At 60.9% G+C, this 591-nt stretch carries 1 protein-coding gene; it reads left to right on the top strand.

The features are described 5' to 3' along the window. On the top strand, positions 1–591 hold a 591-nt coding region (locus tag AACY45_RS27530), incomplete at both ends, for a DegT/DnrJ/EryC1/StrS family aminotransferase (RefSeq protein WP_339548613.1).

Genomic DNA, 591 nt, shown 5'->3' with positions numbered 1-591 from the left:
CGCGTATCGCGGCTGCGATAACGCCGCGCACTCGCGTGATCCTACCCGTCCATCTTTATGGGCAGCCTGCCGATCTCGATCCCATTCGGGATATTGCCCGGCACCATGGCCTTAGTGTGCTCGAAGACGGTGCGCAGGCCCAGGGTGCTCGCTATCAGGGACGACGACTTGGTGCGGAACAGTCACTGGTCGCGTGGAGTTTCTACCCCGGCAAGAATCTCGGCGCTCTGGGGGATGGCGGCGGAATCACCTGCGGCGATGATGCGTTGGCCGACAAGGTGGCGGCATTGCGCAACTACGGCTCAAAGGTGAAATATCACAATGAGGTAATCGGCTATAACAGCCGCTTGGACGAGATTCATGCCGCGTTTCTGCGCGTGAAGCTCGCACGGCTCGATGCCGACAATGCGCGGCGTCGTGATATTGCCGCCCACTACACGGCCGGGCTTGCCGCAACGGGCCTGACTTTTCAATTTGTGCCGAACTGGGCCGACCCGGTGTGGCATCTGTATGTTGTGCGCCAACCTGACCGTGCCGCGTTCGTTGAACGACTGAGCGGGGAGGGGATCGGCACGGTGATCCATTATCCGA

It is taken from the genome of Pseudomonas sp. RA_35y_Pfl2_P32, from assembly GCF_963970735.1.
GTDB lineage: Bacteria > Pseudomonadota > Gammaproteobacteria > Pseudomonadales > Pseudomonadaceae > Aquipseudomonas.
This window is presented reverse-complemented; position numbering and strand designations above follow the sequence as displayed.